The organism is Aestuariimicrobium sp. T2.26MG-19.2B (assembly GCF_950101875.1).
Taxonomy (GTDB): domain Bacteria; phylum Actinomycetota; class Actinomycetes; order Propionibacteriales; family Propionibacteriaceae; genus Aestuariimicrobium; species Aestuariimicrobium kwangyangense.
The window spans coordinates 1,385,410-1,401,954 of the sequence record NZ_CATNLW010000001.1 but is presented as its reverse complement, the minus strand read 5'-3'; the positions used below and the strand labels follow the sequence as shown (position 1 = coordinate 1,401,954).

15 protein-coding genes are annotated in these 16,545 nt (G+C 68.9%); 8 read left to right on the top strand and 7 right to left on the bottom strand.

The genetic code is table 11. The features are described 5' to 3' along the window. Window positions 1-11: 11 nt before the first annotated feature. The gene (locus QQZ11_RS06240; protein ID WP_284550180.1) at window positions 12-1,478 is read right to left on the bottom strand and encodes a lysine--tRNA ligase; all 1,467 of its coding nucleotides are present in this window, start codon (window positions 1,476-1,478) and stop codon (window positions 12-14) included. A 474-nt stretch (window positions 1,479-1,952) separates the two neighbouring features. Here QQZ11_RS06240 and QQZ11_RS06235 point away from each other — a divergent pair, with 474 nt between their 5' ends. From QQZ11_RS06235 to QQZ11_RS06225, 3 genes are all read left to right on the top strand, one after another. Further along, window positions 1,953-2,360, top strand: a complete 408-nt coding sequence (locus tag QQZ11_RS06235) for a heavy metal-binding domain-containing protein (protein ID WP_022908687.1) — start codon at window positions 1,953-1,955, stop codon at window positions 2,358-2,360. 246 nt (window positions 2,361-2,606) lie between these two features. Further along, on the top strand, window positions 2,607-3,692 hold the full coding sequence (locus QQZ11_RS06230; protein WP_022908688.1) for an S-(hydroxymethyl)mycothiol dehydrogenase: 1,086 nt from the start codon (window positions 2,607-2,609) through the stop codon (window positions 3,690-3,692). Beyond that, on the top strand, window positions 3,689-4,318 hold the full coding sequence (locus tag QQZ11_RS06225) for an MBL fold metallo-hydrolase (protein ID WP_284549301.1): 630 nt from the start codon (window positions 3,689-3,691) through the stop codon (window positions 4,316-4,318). The genes QQZ11_RS06230 and QQZ11_RS06225 overlap by 4 nt, the downstream gene beginning before the upstream one ends. A gap of 51 nt (window positions 4,319-4,369) precedes the next feature. Here the strand turns inward: QQZ11_RS06225 and QQZ11_RS06220 are convergent, their stop codons facing one another. Together QQZ11_RS06220 and QQZ11_RS06215 are read right to left on the bottom strand one after the other, a co-directional pair. Continuing rightward, the gene (locus QQZ11_RS06220) at window positions 4,370-5,032 is read right to left on the bottom strand and encodes an HAD-IA family hydrolase (protein WP_284549299.1); all 663 of its coding nucleotides are present in this window, start codon (window positions 5,030-5,032) and stop codon (window positions 4,370-4,372) included. A 22-nt stretch (window positions 5,033-5,054) separates the two neighbouring features. Beyond that, complete coding sequence (locus QQZ11_RS06215; protein ID WP_284549298.1) at window positions 5,055-5,984, bottom strand: pirin family protein; 930 nt, start codon at window positions 5,982-5,984, stop codon at window positions 5,055-5,057. A 208-nt stretch (window positions 5,985-6,192) separates the two neighbouring features. On the opposite strand from QQZ11_RS06215, the gene QQZ11_RS06210 reads away from it, so the two are divergent. Genes QQZ11_RS06210 through QQZ11_RS06200 form a run of 3 tightly spaced genes read left to right on the top strand, consistent with a single transcriptional unit; the run spans window position 6,193 to window position 10,627 of the window. Next, on the top strand, window positions 6,193-6,879 hold the full coding sequence (locus QQZ11_RS06210; RefSeq protein ID WP_284549297.1) for a TetR/AcrR family transcriptional regulator: 687 nt from the start codon (window positions 6,193-6,195) through the stop codon (window positions 6,877-6,879). After that, the gene (locus QQZ11_RS06205) at window positions 6,879-8,615 is read left to right on the top strand and encodes an ABC transporter ATP-binding protein (RefSeq protein WP_284549296.1); all 1,737 of its coding nucleotides are present in this window, start codon (window positions 6,879-6,881) and stop codon (window positions 8,613-8,615) included. The genes QQZ11_RS06210 and QQZ11_RS06205 overlap by 1 nt, the downstream gene beginning before the upstream one ends. Further along, window positions 8,612-10,627 carry an ABC transporter ATP-binding protein gene (locus tag QQZ11_RS06200; RefSeq protein ID WP_284549294.1) on the top strand — a complete coding sequence of 672 codons (2,016 nt, stop codon included), beginning with the start codon at window positions 8,612-8,614 and terminating at the stop codon, window positions 10,625-10,627. The genes QQZ11_RS06205 and QQZ11_RS06200 overlap by 4 nt, the downstream gene beginning before the upstream one ends. 120 nt (window positions 10,628-10,747) lie before the next feature. On the opposite strand, the gene QQZ11_RS06195 is transcribed toward QQZ11_RS06200, so the two are convergent. The 3 genes from QQZ11_RS06195 to QQZ11_RS06185 are packed head-to-tail and all read right to left on the bottom strand — an operon-like array spanning window position 10,748 to window position 13,748. Further along, window positions 10,748-11,836: a Gfo/Idh/MocA family protein gene (locus tag QQZ11_RS06195; protein WP_284549292.1), complete on the bottom strand. Its 1,089-nt coding sequence runs from the start codon at window positions 11,834-11,836 to the stop codon at window positions 10,748-10,750. Then, the gene (locus tag QQZ11_RS06190) at window positions 11,833-12,519 is read right to left on the bottom strand and encodes a ThuA domain-containing protein (protein WP_284549291.1); all 687 of its coding nucleotides are present in this window, start codon (window positions 12,517-12,519) and stop codon (window positions 11,833-11,835) included. Before QQZ11_RS06190 ends, QQZ11_RS06195 begins: the two co-directional genes overlap by 4 nt. Window positions 12,520-12,572: 53 nt before the next feature. Next, on the bottom strand, window positions 12,573-13,748 hold the full coding sequence (locus tag QQZ11_RS06185; RefSeq protein WP_284549290.1) for an MFS transporter: 1,176 nt from the start codon (window positions 13,746-13,748) through the stop codon (window positions 12,573-12,575). Between the two features lie 255 nt (window positions 13,749-14,003). Between QQZ11_RS06185 and QQZ11_RS06180 the strand changes: the two genes are divergently transcribed. Next, window positions 14,004-14,972, top strand: a complete 969-nt coding sequence (locus QQZ11_RS06180; RefSeq protein WP_284549288.1) for an aldo/keto reductase — start codon at window positions 14,004-14,006, stop codon at window positions 14,970-14,972. Between the two features lie 56 nt (window positions 14,973-15,028). After that, window positions 15,029-15,625: a flavin reductase family protein gene (locus QQZ11_RS06175; protein ID WP_284549286.1), complete on the top strand. Its 597-nt coding sequence runs from the start codon at window positions 15,029-15,031 to the stop codon at window positions 15,623-15,625. Here the strand turns inward: QQZ11_RS06175 and QQZ11_RS06170 are convergent. Then, window positions 15,594-16,493, bottom strand: a complete 900-nt coding sequence (locus QQZ11_RS06170) for a hypothetical protein (RefSeq protein WP_284549285.1) — start codon at window positions 16,491-16,493, stop codon at window positions 15,594-15,596. The genes QQZ11_RS06175 and QQZ11_RS06170 overlap by 32 nt on opposite strands. Window positions 16,494-16,545: the final 52 nt, after the last annotated feature.

Sequence of the window (16,545 nt, the reverse complement as noted above, 5' to 3'; positions counted from 1 at the left end):
CAGCCTGCCAGTCAGCGGGGCTTCAGCAGCGGGAACAGGATCGTCTCGCGGATGCCGGCCCCCGACAACAGCATCATCAGCCGGTCGAGGCCCATGCCCAGACCGCCCATGGGTGGGGCGCCGAGTTCGAGGGCGGTCAGGAAGTCCTCGTCCAGTTGCATCGCCTCGACGTCACCGGCGGCCGCGGCAACCGACTGTGCGGTCAGCACGTCGCGTTGGATGACGGGGTCGATCAGTTCCGAGAAGCCGGTGCCGCACTCGAACCCACCGATGATCAGGTCCCAGGCCTCGACCAGCCGGGGATCGTCCCGGTGGGGTCGGGCCAGGGGCTGCGCGATGGCCGGGAAGTCGCAGACGAAGGTGGGCTGCACCAGGGTCGGCTCGACGAGGTCGCCGAACAACTCGAGCACGATCTTGCCCTCGGACAGGCCCGGCTTGAGCTCGACACCATGCTCGGCGGCGATGGCCTCGAGCTCCTCCCGGGGGGTGTCGAGGGTGACCTCGCGCCCGAGCCGCTCCGAGAGCCCGGGGTAGACGCCCACCCAACGCCACTCGGCACCCAGGTGGATCACCTCCCCCTCGGGAGTGGTCACCTCCAGGCTGCCCACCGCCTCCGCCGCGCGCCGGATCACGGTCTGCAGCACCTCGGCGATGGTGAACTGGTTGCCCCACGACTGGTAGGCCTCCAGCATCGTGAACTCGGGGCTGTGGCTGGAGTCAATGCCCTCGTTGCGGAAGATTCGTCCCAGTTCGAAGACCCGGTCTGCACCGCCCACCATGGCCCGCTTGAGGTACAACTCGAGCGCGATCCGCAGGGTCATAGGCAGGTCGAAGGCATTGAGGTGGGTGCGGAAGGGACGCGCCGTCGCGCCTCCGTGGATGAGCTGCAGGGTGGGGGTCTCGACCTCCATGAATCCCAGCTCCTCCAAGGTGGAGCGGATGGATCGGGTGACCGCGGCGCGGCGGCGCACCATCTCGCGGGCCTCTGGGCGCACCACCAGGTCGGCATGGCGCTGGCGCACCCGCGACTCCTCGCTCAGTTCCTTGTGCAGCGTGGGCAGCGGACGAAGGGCCTTCGACGCCATCCGCCACTCGGCTGCCATCACCGACAGTTCACCCCGCTTGGACGAGATCACCCGCCCCCGCACCCAGACGTGGTCGCCCAGGTCGACATCGGCCTTCCAGTCGGCAAGGGCTTGCTCACCCACCTCGGCCAACGAGAGCATCACCTGCAGACGTTCACCGTTGTCGGTCGGGGTGAAGCCGTCCTGCAGGGTGGCGAAGGCAAGCTTGCCGGTGTTGCGGATGAACACCACCCGTCCGCCGACGGTGACCTCGTCGTCGGTCTCCTCACCGGCCTGCAGGTGGCCCCACGTCTCGCGCACCTGGGAAAGCGTGTGGCTGCGCACCAGGTCGACCGGGTAGGCCTGACCACCGGCGGCGAGGATGCGATCGCGCTTGTCGCGTCGCACCTGCATCTGCTCGTTGACCTCGGCAGCGGTGGGCTCCGGGGCGTCGGTGTGGGCCGTGGTCTGATCAGTCACGGGGGTCAGCCTACCGAGGGGCAGGCTGGACCCCTGTACGGCCTCTGCACGGGGGCGGTGGTTGGCTCGGGGTCGCCCTATCGTGGGGCCATGTCATACGGACACAGCTCCTCGGGTCAGAATCCCTACGGCCAGCAGCCGGGTGGCCAGAATCCCTACGGCCAGCAGCCGTGGGGACCCCCAGGTCAGCCATGGAACCAGCCCCCGCAGGGGCAACCGCAGCCGGGACATCAGGTGCCGCCTCAACCGGGCGCTCAGGGGCAGCCCCACCCCGCACCGGGGCAGCCGTGGCAGCAGCCCGGCCCGCACTGGGGCGCCCCCGGGCAAGGGCCAGGACCCCAAGGCCCGGGACCCCAAGCGGCGGGTCAGTGGGGCGCCGCGCCCGACCAACCGGTCCCCGCCACCCCGGTGCCCGAACCCGAACCTCGTCGGGCTGTCTTCCGGCACCGCGACCTCCCCGTCACCACGACGGACACGCTGCCCGGCCGCACCATCGACGAGGTGGTGGGCGAGGTGATCGGGGTGGTCACCCGCGCCCGCGACATGCGGGCCTCCGCCGATCTCTCGGCCGTGTTGACCACGACCCGCCAGGAAGCTGTCGACGCGTTGGTGGCGATGGCGATCGAGGCCCGCGCGGACGCCGTGGTGGGCCTGCGCTTCGACGGTGGCAAGGTGAACGACGGCACCTCCGAGGTGGCGGCCTACGGCACGGCAGTGCGATTGCAGCCGCTGCCCGACGAGCCGAACCCGTTCACCACGGCGGCGAACCCTCTTGAGGGGTCCGACCCGCTGCCCTCCGACGGCGTCGACCTCTAGTCCCCGCTCCAGACCCTGCGCTCCCCGCTCGGTCCAGAAATGGACCCAACCCGAGGCGCCGACGCCGATCTTGGTCGATCCGGCGATCGTGTGACCATTTCTGGACGGCCGGGCTCCTCGCCCGGCCGCACCCAGCAGTTGACCCCGAACTCCGCAGTTGACCCGAGCTCCGCAGTTGACCCCGAACCCCTCACTGCCCGACCCGATCCGAAAGACTGGACCGGTCGGCCGACTGAAAGGACCCGCATGTCACAGACCGTCAAGGGCGTGATCGCCCGATCCAAGGGAGCACCCGTCGAACTGGTCGACATCGTCGTGCCCGACCCCGGGCCCGGTGAGGTGGTCGTGGCCATCAAGGCGTGCGGCGTCTGCCACACCGACCTGCACTACCGCGACGGCGGGATCAATGACGAGTTCCCCTTCCTGCTCGGCCACGAGGCCTCGGGCGTCGTCGAGTCGGTCGGCGACGGGGTGACCAGGGTGGCACCCGGTGACACCGTCGTGCTGAACTGGCGGGCCGTCTGCGGCCAGTGCCGCGCCTGTCGCCGCGGCAAGCCCTGGTACTGCTTCGCCACCCACAACGCCAGCCAGCGGATGACGCTGACCGATGGCAGCGAACTCACCCCAGCCCTGGGCATCGGAGCCTTCATCGAGAAGACGCTGGTCGCCGCCGGCCAGTGCACCAAGGTCGATCCCGAGGCCGACCCGGCCGCCGTCGGACTGCTCGGCTGCGGGGTGATGGCGGGCTTCGGCGCCGCGGTCAACACCGGTGGGGTGTCCCGCGGCGACTCGGTGGCCGTGATCGGCTGCGGTGGTGTCGGCAATGCCGCCATCCAGGGCTCCCGGATCGCCGGAGCGACCATGATCATCGCCATCGACGTGGACGACCGCAAGCTCGAAGGGGCCCGACGGTTCGGTGCCACCCACACCGTCAACAGCCGTGACCACGACCCGGTCGAGGCTGTCCGTGCCCTGACCGAGGGCAACGGCGTCGACGTGGTGGTCGAGGCGGTCGGTCGTCCGGAGACGTATCGACAGGCCTTCTACCTGCGCGACCTCGCCGGCACGGTCGTGCTGGTGGGTGTGCCCACCCCCGAGCAGATGGTGGAACTGCCCATGATCGACATCTTCGGACGAGGCGGTGCGCTCAAGTCGTCCTGGTACGGCGACTGCCTGCCCGAGCGCGACTTCCCCATGCTGGTCGACCTGTACCGGCAGGGACGCTTCGACCTGGACGGTTTCGTCTCGGAACGGATCCAGATCACCGAGATCGACGAGGCCTTCGAGAAGATGCACCGCGGCGAGGTCCTGCGATCGGTGGTGGAACTGTGAGCGCGCGCATCGACCACACCGTCACCTCCGGAACGTTCTCCCTCGACGGTGAGACCTTCGACGTCGACAACAACGTCTGGGTGCTCGGCGACGACCACGAGTGCGTCGTGATCGACGCCCCCCATGACGACGCGGCGATCGCCGAACTCGTCGCCGGACGCAAGGTGCTCGCCGTGCTGCTCACCCACGGTCACGACGACCACATCAGGGCCACCCGCGAACTCACCGAACGGGTGGGTGCCCCCGCGTGGCTGCACCCGGACGACAGGATGCTGTGGGACCTGGTCTTCCCCGACCTCGGCCCCGACGCCGAACTCGCCGACGGGCAGGTGATCCCGGTGGCCGGGGTGGAGGTGCAGGTGCTGCACACACCGGGCCACTCACCGGGGGCCTGCTGCTTCCACGTCCCGGCCCTCGGCGTCGTGTTCAGCGGTGACACCCTGTTCAGGGGTGGCCCGGGAGCGACCGGACGAAGCTGGTCGTCCTTCGAGACCATCGTCGACTCGATCCAGCGTCGGTTGCTGAGCCTGCCCGCGTCCACGGTCGTCCACACGGGTCACGGCGAGTCGACCACCATCGCGGACGAGGCACCCCACGTGCAGGAGTGGATCGCCCGCGGGCACTGATCGGTCCCCGTCCGCTGACCGGTTCGTCGGCCTTCTGGGCGGCCGGCCGCGTCAGGCCGGCTGCAGCCGGATGCCGTCCGGAGTCTGCACCAGACGGATGTCGGCAAGGCTGCCGATGATCGCGTCGGCCTCCGCCAGGCCTTCCGGGCCGGAGGTGGTCGTCAACCCGATCACGGGGCAACCGGCGGCTCGGGCTGCCGCCACCCCGCCCGGCGCGTCCTCGAAGACGAGGCACTCACGAGGGTCGAAGCCGAGCAGTTCGGCCCCACGCAGGAACGGGTCGGGGTGTGGCTTGCCGTGCTCGATGTCGTCCGCGGTGACGATGATGCCCGGACGGGGGAAGCCCGCCGCCGCGATCCGTGCCTCGAACAGGGGACGGGTGCACGAGGTCGCAATCGCTCGCCGGTCATCGGTGAGCGCGTCCAGCGCCTCCTGGGCACCGGGCAGGAGGGTGACTCCGTCCAGGTCGTCCAGCTCGATCTCGTTGATCCGCGCCACCGCCTCGTCGACGCGGTCGGCCCGTACCAGTCGCCGAGCGGTGGTCTCCGCGGGAATCCCGTGGGCGGAGGCAAGGTCATCGACGTCGAGGCCGAACTCCGCGGCCCAGATCCGCCACGACCGTTCCACCGCCGGGGTGGAGTCGATCAGGGTTCCGTCCATGTCGAAGATGACGGCCGAGAAGGTGCGGTCGGCGAGGGCGCCCAGTTCAGTCACCGTCCCAGCCTAGGGGCGCGGGTCACTCGACGCTCGAGCGTCGTCCTCGGCGAACGGTCGGCAGCAGTCGTCCCGGTGGCATGGCTGGCGGGGGGATCCGCGCGGTGCCGCCGGGATGGGGTCGGTACCCCTCCACGGCGCCGAACCGCTCGGACCCCTCGTTCCACTCGCGGGCGAACTGCTCGATCTCGTCGTGACTGCGACCGAGGAAGTTCCACCACATGATCACCTCTTCCTCGAACGGCACGCCACCGAGCAGCATCACCCGCGCCGGCTGATCGCCGGTGCGGAGCGAGACGGTGGACGGGCCCGCGTCGCGGTGCAGCAGTTGGCCGTGGCCGACCGGTTCATGGTCGACCTCGACGGTGCCGCCGTCGACCAGGAACCCGTGCTCGAACTCGGGTTCGAGGTCCAGTCGGATGGCACAGTGCGAGGGCAGGTCGAGTTCGGCTCCCAGCAAGGGGGACCAGGTCGTGACCGGCGACGAGCCCACCCCGGGCAACGTGCCCGTCAGCACCCGCGCCGCAGCTCCGGAGTCGAGGTCGACCCGCTCGCAGGCGTGGTTCTGGAAGGCGCGGGGGCGGTGCCTCGCCGACTCGGGCAGGGCCACCCACAGTTGCACTCCGTGCAGCAGGGCGTCCGGGTCGGTGCTCACCTCGGAATGACAGATGCCCGAGCCCGCCGTCATCAGGTTCACCTCGCCCGGGCGTACCTTGGCCACCGTTCCGAGGGCGTCGCGGTGCTCGATCTCACCCGAGAACAGCCAGCTCACCGTCTGCAGCCCGGTGTGTGGGTGGGGAGCCACGTCCATGGCGGTCCGCTCGGGCCCGTAGTGGTCAGCGAAACACCAGGCGCCGATGAAGGCGCGGCCCTTCGAGGGGAGGGTCCGACGCACGGTCATGGACCGGTAGCCGCCCAGCGGCACCGAACGGGGGGCGATCAGCTGGCTCATGCCTCGATTGTGCCGGAGTGCGGTGACCCCGGGGCCGACGCGTCGCTGTCCAGAATTGGCCCCGGGATGCACCCAGGGCGCGTGGGTGGCGCTCCGGCGGGACCTTGGGTCCATTTCTGGACCGCGCGCCCTCGGCACCCTCGGCTGGCCGCCCGTCGGGTTCGTCCGCCGACAAGGTCCAGACCAAAGTAGGGGTTTCCACCCTTGAATGAGTGAGCACTCACTCACTAATGTTCTGCGGGTGACACCGCGCGCCAAGCCCCTTCCCGCTGAGGAACGTCGGACAGCCATCGTCGAGGTGGCCCGTCCCCTGTTCATGGAGCAGGGGGCACAACTCACCACGAGGCAGGTCGCCGAGGCTGCGGGCATCGCCGAGGGCACGCTGTTCCGGGTCTTCCCGACCAAGCATGAGTTGATGTGCGCGGTCATCGACGACGTCGTCGATCCCACGCGGGTGATCAGCGCCATCGGTGCCCTCCACCCCTCGAGCCTGGCCGAGGCCGTGCACGACGTCCTGGCGGTGCTGAACGAGAACGTCCGCACCACCAGCGCCTTCTTCGCGGCCCTCCACTCCAGCGCCGGTGAGACGCCTGCCCCGCCCCGACACCTCCCTCCCCCGCAGAACGCCCACTGGGCGCGCATCAGCCGGGTCACGGGGGCCATCGCCTCCCTGCTCAGCCCCTTCGCGGACGACCTGACGGTCTCCACCTCGAAGGCAGCAGGCCTCGTCCACACCATGGCCCTCGCGACCATGCATCCCTTCCTCTCGGTCTCACGCTTCGAAGACATCGACGAGGTCACCGAACTGATGCTGCACGGGTTCGCCCGCCCCGACACAGGCCGCCCCGAAACAGGCCGCCCCGAAGCAACCCGGCCCGATCGACAGGAGATCTGATGTTGGTCCATCTCGTGAACCGCTACGTCAAGCCCTACTGGGGCTTGATCGGGGCGGTTGCCGTGCTGCAACTGGTGGCGGTCGCCGCCTCGCTGTGGCTGCCCACCCTGAACGCCGAGATCATCGACGTCGGTGTGCTCAAGCAGGACATTCCCTACATCTGGCGCCACGGAGGGTTCATGCTCGGCGTCAGCGCGCTGCAGGTGCTCGCCCAGGTGGCGGCGGTCTACCTGGGCGCGACCGTCGCCATGAACGTGGGACGAGACCTGCGCGACGACATCTTCCACCAGGTGGTCGGCTACAGCGCACGCGAGGTGAACCACTTCGGGGCGGCCTCGCTGATCACCCGCAACACCAACGACGTGCAGCAGGTGCAGCAACTGGTGCTGATGACCCTGATCATGATGATCGGCGCCCCCTTCACGATGGTCTTCGGAGTGTTCATGGCCCTGCGCGAGGACACCCAGCTCAGCTGGGTGATCCTGGGCGCGGTCCTGGTGCTCGGCATCGGTCTCGGGGTGCTGCTGTGGCGGGCCTTCCCCCTGTTCGGCAAGGTCCAGACCCGGATCGACACCATGAACCGGGTGCTGCGTGAGCAGATCACCGGCATCCGGGTGGTGCGGGCCTTCGTCCGCGAACCCCACGAGGCCAAGCGGTTCGACGACGCCAACGAGAGCCTGGTCGACGTGCAGATGAAGGTCGGCCAGTTGATGGTCGCGTTGTTCCCGCTGGTGATGTTCGTGATGAACGCCAGCAACATCGCGGTGATGTGGTTCGGGGCCCAGCGCATCGACTCCGGTGACCTGCAGGTCGGCCAGCTCACCGCCTTCATCACCTACCTGATGCAGATCCTGATGAGCGTGATGATGGCGACGATGATGACCTTCATGGCCCCCCGCGCAGCGGTCTCGGCCACCCGCATCACCGAGGTGCTCGACACGGAGTCGTCCGTCGTTCCCCCGACCAACGGCGTCCACGTACCCGCGGGCCCGGTCACCATCGACTTCGACCATGTGGAGTTCACCTACCCGGGTGCCGAGGCGCCCGTGCTTCGCGACCTCACCTTCCAGATCCGCCCTCGCGAGACGACTGCGGTGATCGGCTCGACGGGTTCGGGCAAGACGACGCTGACCAACCTGATCCCGCGGCTGTTCGACGCCACGGGCGGGGCGGTGCGCGTCAACGGGGTCGACGTGCGCGAGCTCGAGCCGGACGCCCTGTGGGCCGAGCTGGGCCTGGTGCCCCAGCGTCCCTACCTGTTCTCCGGGACAGTGCGCACGAACCTGCAGCACGGCTCACCCGACGCCACAGAGGACCAGATGTGGGCAGCCCTCGAGACGGCGCAGGCAGCCGACTTCGTCCGCGCCATGGACGGTGGCCTGGACGCGCACATCTCCCAGGGAGGCACCAACGTCTCCGGCGGTCAGCGGCAGCGCCTCTCGATCGCCCGCGCCCTGGTGAAACGTCCGGCGATCTACATCTTCGACGACTCGTTCTCGGCGCTCGACGTGGCCACCGACTCCCGGCTGCGGGCGGCGTTGGCGCGGGAGGTCACGGATGCGGGCCTGCTGATCGTGGCCCAGCGGGTCTCCACGATCCGGCACGCCGACCAGATCGTCGTGCTGGACGAGGGTCGCATCGTCGGCATCGGACGCCACGACGACCTCGTCCAGACCTGTGGCACCTATGCAGAGATCGTCGATTCGCAGCTGAGCGCCGAGGAGGCCGCCGCATGAGCGATTCCCAGAAGACACCCGCCGCCAACCAGCGCTCGGAGATCGCCGAGACCGCCCGCAAGGCAGGCGCCCAGGGCCACGGCCCCGGCATCGGACGGGTCAATGAGAAGGCGGTGGCCTTCGGGCCGTCGCTGAAGCGCCTGCTGGGGCGGTTCGGTGAGCACAAGCCGGCCGCCGCACTGGTGGTGGTGATGGCCATGCTCGGCGTGGCGTTCAACGTCGTCGGACCGAAGATCCTCGGACGCGCCACCGACTACATCGTCGCTGGTGTGGTGGGCAAGCAGTTCCCGGCCGGCATCTCCAAGGAGGCCCTGCTCGAGCAGTTGCGGGTCGCCGGGCAGGCAGATCTCGCCGACCTGATCAGCAAGCTGCCGTTGGTTCCCGGGCTCGGCATCAACACCGACAAGCTGTTGCAGATCCTGGGCATCGCGCTCGGGCTGTACGTGGTCTCGGCGCTGCTGATGGTCGGCCAAGGATGGATCCTCAACCACATCGTGAACCGGGGCATCTACCAGCTGCGTCGCGACGTCTCGGAGAAGCTCGACAGCCTGCCACTGTCGTACTTCGACTCGCAGCCGCGCGGCGAGCTGCTGAGCCGGGTCACCAATGACATCGACAACGTGGCCACCACCCTGCAACAGACCGTCCAGCAGCTGCTCAACTCCGTGTTGATGGTGATCGGCGTGCTGGTGATGATGCTGTGGGTCGACCCGTGGCTGACCCTGATCACGGTGCTGATCATCCCGGTGTCCGGCGTGATCGCCGGTGTGATCGGCAAGCGCTCGCAGGTGCAGTTCGCCGGCATGTGGAAGGCGACCGGTGAACTGAACCAGCACATCGAGGAGTCGTTCTCGGGGCACTCGCTGGTGAAGGTCTTCGGACGCCAGCGTGAGATCGAGCAGGAGTTCTCCCGGCGCAACACCGAACTGCGCCGGGCCTCATTCGGTGGTCAGTTCCTGAGCGGGATCATGATGCCCGTCATGTTCTTCGTGGGGAACCTCAACTACGTGGCGATCGCTGTCGTCGGGGGTCTGATGGTGGCCTCAGGACGACTGCCCCTGGGCGACGTGCAGGCCTTCATCCAGTACTCGCGGATGTTCACCCAGCCGATCACCCAGTTGGCCTCGATGGCCAACCTGCTGCAGTCGGGGGTCGCCTCGGCCGAGCGCGTCTTCGAGGTGCTGGACGCCGACGAGATCACCCCGGAGTCGCATGGGACGTTGCCGGTCACCCAGGGTGAGGTGGAGTTCGAGCACGTGCGCTTCTCGTACACACCCGATCGTCCGCTGATCAGCGACCTGACCCTGTCGGTGGAGCCGGGCCAGACAGTGGCGATCGTCGGGCCCACCGGCGCGGGCAAGACCACGCTGGTCAACCTGCTGATGCGGTTCTACGAACTCGACGGCGGTCGGATCCTGCTCGACGGGGTCGACGTCGCCTCGGTGCCACGGTCGGCGCTGCGCTCGAAGCTGGGCATGGTGTTGCAGGACACGTGGCTGTTCGGCGGCACGATTCGCGAGAACATCCGCTACGGACGACCCGATGCCACCGATGCCGAGGTCGAGGCCGCGGCGCGCGCGACCTATGTCGAGCGGTTCGTCCACTCGCTGCCCGATGGCTACGAGACGGTCATCGACGACGAGGGGTCCAACATCTCGGCCGGTGAGAAGCAGTTGATCACGATCGCCCGCGCCTTCCTGGCCGACCCGGCGCTGTTGATCCTCGACGAGGCCACCTCGTCGGTCGACACCCGCACCGAGGTGCTGGTGCAGCAGGCGATGAATGCCCTGCGCACCGGTCGCACCTCGTTCGTGATCGCTCACCGCCTGTCGACCATTCGCGATGCCGACCTGATCCTGGTGATGGAGCACGGAGCCATCGTCGAGCAGGGATCGCACGAGGAACTGCTGACCTCGCGGGGTCACTACTACGAGCTCTACCAGAGCCAGTTCGCGGCGGCCGGTGTGGTCGAGGGCGAGGAGGTCGGCTCCCCCACGGTGGGACGCAGCTGATCGGCTGTGGCCGCCGAGGGGAACTTGACCGGCCCCTGGTCCAGAAATGGCCCCGATTCGCACTCGTGTCCCCGAATCCGGGGACGGGCGCGAGTCGGGGCCACTTCTGGACCGCAGGGGTCAGGAGTCGAACGGCATCGATCCGAGCGGAACCGCGGCCGGGCGCTCACAGCTGCTCTGGATGCTGACCACCCGGTCGGAGTGGGCGCTCGCGAGGATGGAGTCCATCACCTCGAAGACATGTCGGCCCAGATCCGCACCCTGCCGCGGCTCACGGCCGTGCTCGATGGCGCTCACCAGGTCGGACGCCCCGTAGCCCCGGCCGGCGTCGACGAATCCGGCCCGGTCGGCCACCTCGACCCATCCCGTTGAGGGGTGGGTGAACAGCCGGGGCGATCCTCCGAAGCCATTGGGATCGGGCACCTGCAAGGACCCCTCCTCACCGTGCACCTCCAGATGCGGAAGGGTGCTGGCTGTCATGTCGAAGCTGGTGATCACCGTGGTCAGGGCCCCGTTCGCGTGCCTCAGCCGCGCCTGCACGTGAGTGTCGACCTCGACCTGGATGGTCTCGCCCTCACGGGGGGCGTTGTCGGGGACCACGCGCTGTCCCCTCGTCCGCGAGGCCATGCCGACCACCGCCTCGATAGGGCCGAGCATGGTGACCAGGGCGGTCAGGTAGTAGACGCCCATGTCGAGCATCGGACCACCACCCGCCGCATAGTAGAAGGCCGGGTTGGGATGCCAGGCCTCGTGACCGGGGCATCCGAAGGCGGCGATGGCGCTGACGGGGCGTCCGATCTCACCGGCGTCGATGATGGCCCGCGCCGTCTGCACCCCGGTACCCAGCACGGTGTCGGGGGCGACCCCCAGCCGGGTTCCGGCCTCCCGAGCAGCGCTCAGCATGGCCGTGGCCTCGTCCGGGGTGAGGGCGAACGGCTTCTCCTGGTAGACGTGCTTGCCAGCCCGCAGCAGTTCGATGGTGGTCGGCGCGTGGGCGGCGGGGGTGGTCAGGTTGAGCACGACCTCCACCTGGGGATCGGCCACCAGTTGCTCGGGGGTGAGCGCCCGCACGCCCTGTCGGTCGGCGACGGCCTGGGCCACGTCGGGCCGCAGATCGGCCACGGCGACCAGTTCGAGGTTGCGCAGCGCGGGCAGTTGGGCGAGGTACTGACCCGAGATGTTCCCAAGGCCGAGGATCGCGAGCCTCATCGGGCAGCCCACAGCATTCCGCGCCTGACCAGCAGGTTCACGTGCTCGTTGGCCAATACCTCCGGGTCATGACCTGGAGTCGCCACGAAGATGCGGCCCTGGCCCCACTGGCGCGTCCACACCGCCGGCGAGGTGACCGGACGATGCCAGGGGTCGTCGTCCGTGCACGCCTGGGTCGTGGTGGCCAGCACGTCGAGGTAGGTGTCGGTGAGCATCCAGTACTGCTCGGTGTCGAGCTCGAAACTGGGCACGCCCCGGGTGATCGGGTGGTCGAGAGGCAGCACGTCGATGGTGTGGGGGTTGGACGAGGCCGGGTGACTCGCGAACTGGGCACCGATCAGGTGGAGGTACTCCGAGGCGTTGCGGAACGAGTCACAGATGCCGCCATGCCAGCCCGCCAGGCCTGTTCCGGCCTCGACCGCGCGCCGAAGTCCCATCACCTCGTCGTGCTCGATGGTGCCCATGGTGACGCACTGCACGACCAGGTCGACCGACGCCATCAGGTCGGCGTCGGCGTAGGCGGACGTGGAGTCGTGCACCAGCACCTCGAAGTTGTGCTGCTCGAGATGGGGAACGAACAGGTCGGTGGCGGCGACGGGATGGTGCCCGTCCCACCCTCCTCGCACGATGAGGGCGCGGCGTCTGGTGGTCGGGTCGAATTCGGGAAGGACGTCAGTGTTCACCCCTCGACCCCATCACGGACCGGGGGCACCCGAGGCCGAGTCCACGAATGGACTCAGGCGATCGCTCGCGAACTGGCGCCGACGACACGGCGGCGGGTGTGTCGGACGGCCACCAGCAGGATGAGCAGGCCCAGCACCGCCAGCAGCCCGCAGCCCAGGAAGACCGTTCGGTAGCCCCTGAGCCCGCCGGCGGCGACGGCGATCAGGCCTCCACTGACGATGGTCCCGATCCTGCGGGTGTTGGTCATCAGGCCAGCGGCGAGGCCGGGCGAAGGGATCATCTGCTGGAACAAGGTGATGCCGACCCCACTCATGGTGGCGACTCCCCAGGCATTGAGCACCTGCGAGCCGAGCAGCACCACGGGACCTTGGGCGAGCGCCATCAGGGGGTAGTAGGCGATGCTGGCGATCGCTCCGCTGACCAGCAGGCCGAGGCTTGACCAGCGCGCGGTGAGTCGTCCGAGCCACAGCAGGGCGGGCACCTCGAGTGCCGCCGCCAGCCCCAGGGCAAGTCCGGCCCACCACAGGGACAGGCCGAGCGAGTCGACCACGTGCAGGTTCATCACCGAGATGCCCGCGGCGTTGGCCGCCTGCATCAGCACGAAGGCGACCATGATCAGCGCGACGATCAGGCGGGGCAGGTCGAGGTGGTCGTCGGGGGCCTTCGCGGGACTGGCCGACCGGGCGTGCTCGCGCATCAGCAGCACGGTGGTCGCGAGGTTGCCGACCGCGACCAGGGCAAGGGCCCACAGGATGGCGTCATTCCCGAATCCGCTGATCAGGAACGTGGCCACGGGAGGCCCGATGATCCAGGCCAACGACACCATCGTGCGGGTGTGGACGATGCTCCGCGCCGGTGTGCCGGCCGCCCGCAGGTGCCCGTAGAGCATCGACATCCCCGTGCCTGCCGGCCCTCCGAGCACCACCAGCGCTGCGACGACGACCGGCAGGCTGGTCGTCGAGGCCAGGACCGCCACCAGCGCCAGCGTGCACAGCACCGCAGCGATCAGGAACCGCGGGTACTGGCGCGTCCGATCGGCCCAGGCCGGCAGCACGATGGCAGCGACGAAGCCGCCCGCGTTGGAGATCGCCAGGACCGTCCCCATCTGGGTGGGGGTCATGTCGAGCAGCGCCACCAGGATGAAGGCCAGCGCGGGCGTCAGGAAGGCGAAGTGGAGCCCCCACAGTCCGGCAGCGGCGGAGGACAGGGCTCGACTCGGTTGGCTCACTGGGGCAACGCTAGGGGCAGCCGCACCGCTGGGGGAGGGCGCACCAGTACCCCCTTCGCCGTGACCGGGTTGGCTCGTCCAGAAATGGCCCCGAACAGGGCTTCGGCCGCAGTTGTGGCGGGGACGCTGCCGGTGGGGTCCACTTCTGGACCGTGGCCCCCAAGCATCGGAAGGGCATCGGGGTCCCACCAGTGCCTCCCTGCTCGAGGACGCCAGCCCTCACCATGGAAGAGACATCACAGGAAAGGTCACACCATGGATCAGGTCAGACTGGGCAACTCAGGCCTTCGCGTCTCGCGGATCGCGCTGGGCTGCATGAGCTTCGGTGAGAAGCGCGGGTTCAACGAGTGGTCGCTCGACGAGGACGAGGCTGCACCCTTCTTCAGGCAAGCCGTCGACCTCGGCATCACCTTCTGGGACACAGCCAACGTGTACCAGTTGGGCAGTTCGGAGGAATTGGTCGGTCGGGCGATCAAGAAGTACGCCCGCCGCGAGGACGTGGTGCTGGCCACCAAGGTCTTCTTCCCCATGCACGAGGGGCCGGGGGGCCGTGGGTTGAGCCGTCGGGCCATCATGGAGCAGATCGACGCCTCGCTGGCAAGGCTCAGGACGGACTACGTCGACCTCTACCAGATCCACCGCTTCGACCCGGAGACGCCGGTCGAGGAGACCATGGAGGCGCTGCACGACCTCGTCCGCATGGGCAAGGTCCGCTACCTCGGCGCCTCGTCGATGTGGGCCTGGCAGTTCGCGACGATGCAGCACGCCGCCGACCTCAACGGCTGGACCAGGTTCGTCTCGATGCAGAACCTGTACAACCTGATCCAACGCGAGGAGGAGCGGGAGATGTTCGGGCTGCTGGCCCACCAAGGAGTGGGTTCGATCCCTTGGAGCCCGCTGGCCAAGGGCCGGTTGGCTCGTCCGTATGGGGAACACGGGACGACCCGCGGTGAGGTCGATCCGGTGGCCAAGCGATTCTTCGGCGACGGCAATGAGGCGATCATCCGCGAGGTCGAGCGGATCGCTGCCGACCGTGGCGTGCCGATGGCGCAGGTGGCACTGGCGTGGGTGCTGAGGAACCCCGTCGTCACGGCACCGATCGTGGGGGCCACCAAGCCGCACCACCTGGCAGACGCCGTCGCCGCCCTCGACCTGCAGCTCAGTGACGAGGAGGTGGCCGCCCTCGAGCAGCCCTACATCCCGCAACTGCCCCAAGGATTCTGATCGGGCCCGCAGACGCGGGTCGAGGGGCCGAGCGTCACCGGTAGCCTGAAGGAGCCATGACGATCCACAGCTCCCATCCCTTCCTCGGCCAGCAGCGCGACGCGGGCCGCCAGTTGCGGGGACGACTGGGCGCACGGGTGTCCATCTGGACCGCCGGGCTGCTGCCGGGCACCAGTCATTCCCTGTCCGAGCAGGTTTCGGCCCCTGCCGACCAGTCCCCCGGTGTTCCCATGGACCAACGTGCTGCGGGGCTGACCGTCAGTTCCATGATGGTCGCGGCTGGGGACCCCTGGCGGGTCGTGGCGCTGCTCGACCCCGACGCAGCCTTCACCGACCGTCTGCAGAGCACCGGCAGCGCCGTGGTGAACCTGGTCGACTGGCCCGACCGTCACCTCGCCGACATCTTCGCGGGCCTCGCCCCCGCGCCCGGCGGCCCCTTCGCTGCGGCGGAGTTCGAGTCGACGCCCTGGGGGCCACACCTGCAGAGCTCGGCGACGTGGGCCGGACTGGAGCTCGAGTCGTCCGTCGAGGTGGGCTGGTCGCTGCAGGTGACCTGCATCGCCGCCCAGATCTCGCTGGGGGACGACGCCGAGCCCCTCCATCACGTGCGCGGCCACTACGTCAACGGGTTCGGACGCGGCGCCTCGCACTGACCTTTGCCCGGCTGATGGCCCGACGCACCATGCGGACCAAGGCCGCAGGATCGGCCAGCATCGCCCAGGTGATGTTGAGGACCGTCCACCCGGCCTCGACATAGAGGGCGTTCCGGCGCTCCCGGTCGCGCTCGAACGCCTCACGATTGCCATGCACCGCATAGCCGTCGAACTCGAAGCCGAGACGCAGCCTTGGGAAGGCGACATCCAGGGCGACCCGGCCTGCGGAGAGGGCGACCCAGTGGTTCGCCACCCACCCCTTCACACCGCCCACCCTCAATTCGCGGTGAAGTCCCCGCTCACCCTGCGACCACGGGTTCGTCCTCGACGCCAGAACGACCGGACGACGGGCCGCATTGGCGTGTCGTCCGCAGTGGGCCCGCCATGCGTCGAAGAGGTCATCCAACTTGATGGCCCGTTCCCTCAGTGCCGTGTCGATGGCCTCACCGGAGTCATGAGCAGCGCGTTGGACGGCCGTCCACGCCGAGCGCGTGACCCGCAGGCCCTCACGAGTCACCACCTGCTCGTCCGGCACCACACTCCGCGAGAGCCGGAGCCACGCTGGACCATGGCGCTTGCGGCGGCTGTGCACCTGCACCCGGTCGACCTTCGCGCTGGGCCAGAACGTCAACTTAGCTGCGGCCAGACCCGAGACGACCGCATCCGGGTCCCAGAGCCGGATGGCGGCGCACCTGACCCGCAGGTCCCCGGCCACCGCAGCCGGGGCGTAGATCCCCGGCAGCACTCTGGCGATGGCCCCTTCCTCCAGCAGCCGAGACAGCATCCGCCGTTGCCGCGGCAGACAGTCTCGCGAGGCGACGACGCCGTCGGTGGCGAACAGATGGTCGAGTTCGGTGCGGGAGTTCACCCGAAGGTTGTGCTCCAAAGCGCCGGGTCGGTCCCAGCGGTTCGGTGAGCTT